Here is a 207-nt window from a genome sequence, read left to right as displayed (position 1 = left end):
CGGGGCACCGCCCACTGGGCCGACGGCGCACCGGCCCACCGGGAGGCGGCCGGACCGCCTGCGGTGCCGGAGCAGGCCGGGGCCCCGGACATCGAACAGCGGGGCGGCCCGTCCGGCCCCGGCGACCGGACCCTGCACGTCGCCCCGCGCGGCGAACTGCCGAGGGTGCCCAAGGGACGCCGGGTCTCCCGGCCCCGGCCCGCCGGC

General features: G+C 83.6%; 1 protein-coding gene. It reads left to right on the top strand.

The genetic code is table 11. The features are described 5' to 3' along the window. Positions 1-207, top strand: a 207-nt coding sequence (locus G3I53_RS33290) for a hypothetical protein (RefSeq protein ID WP_203617110.1), incomplete at both ends; no start/stop codon positions are given.

Origin of the sequence: Streptomyces sp. SID14436 (assembly GCF_010548465.1) — a bacterium.
Taxonomy (GTDB): domain Bacteria; phylum Actinomycetota; class Actinomycetes; order Streptomycetales; family Streptomycetaceae; genus Streptomyces.
Note: the sequence above shows the minus strand (reverse complement) of the source record. Positions and strands in the feature narration are given on the sequence as shown.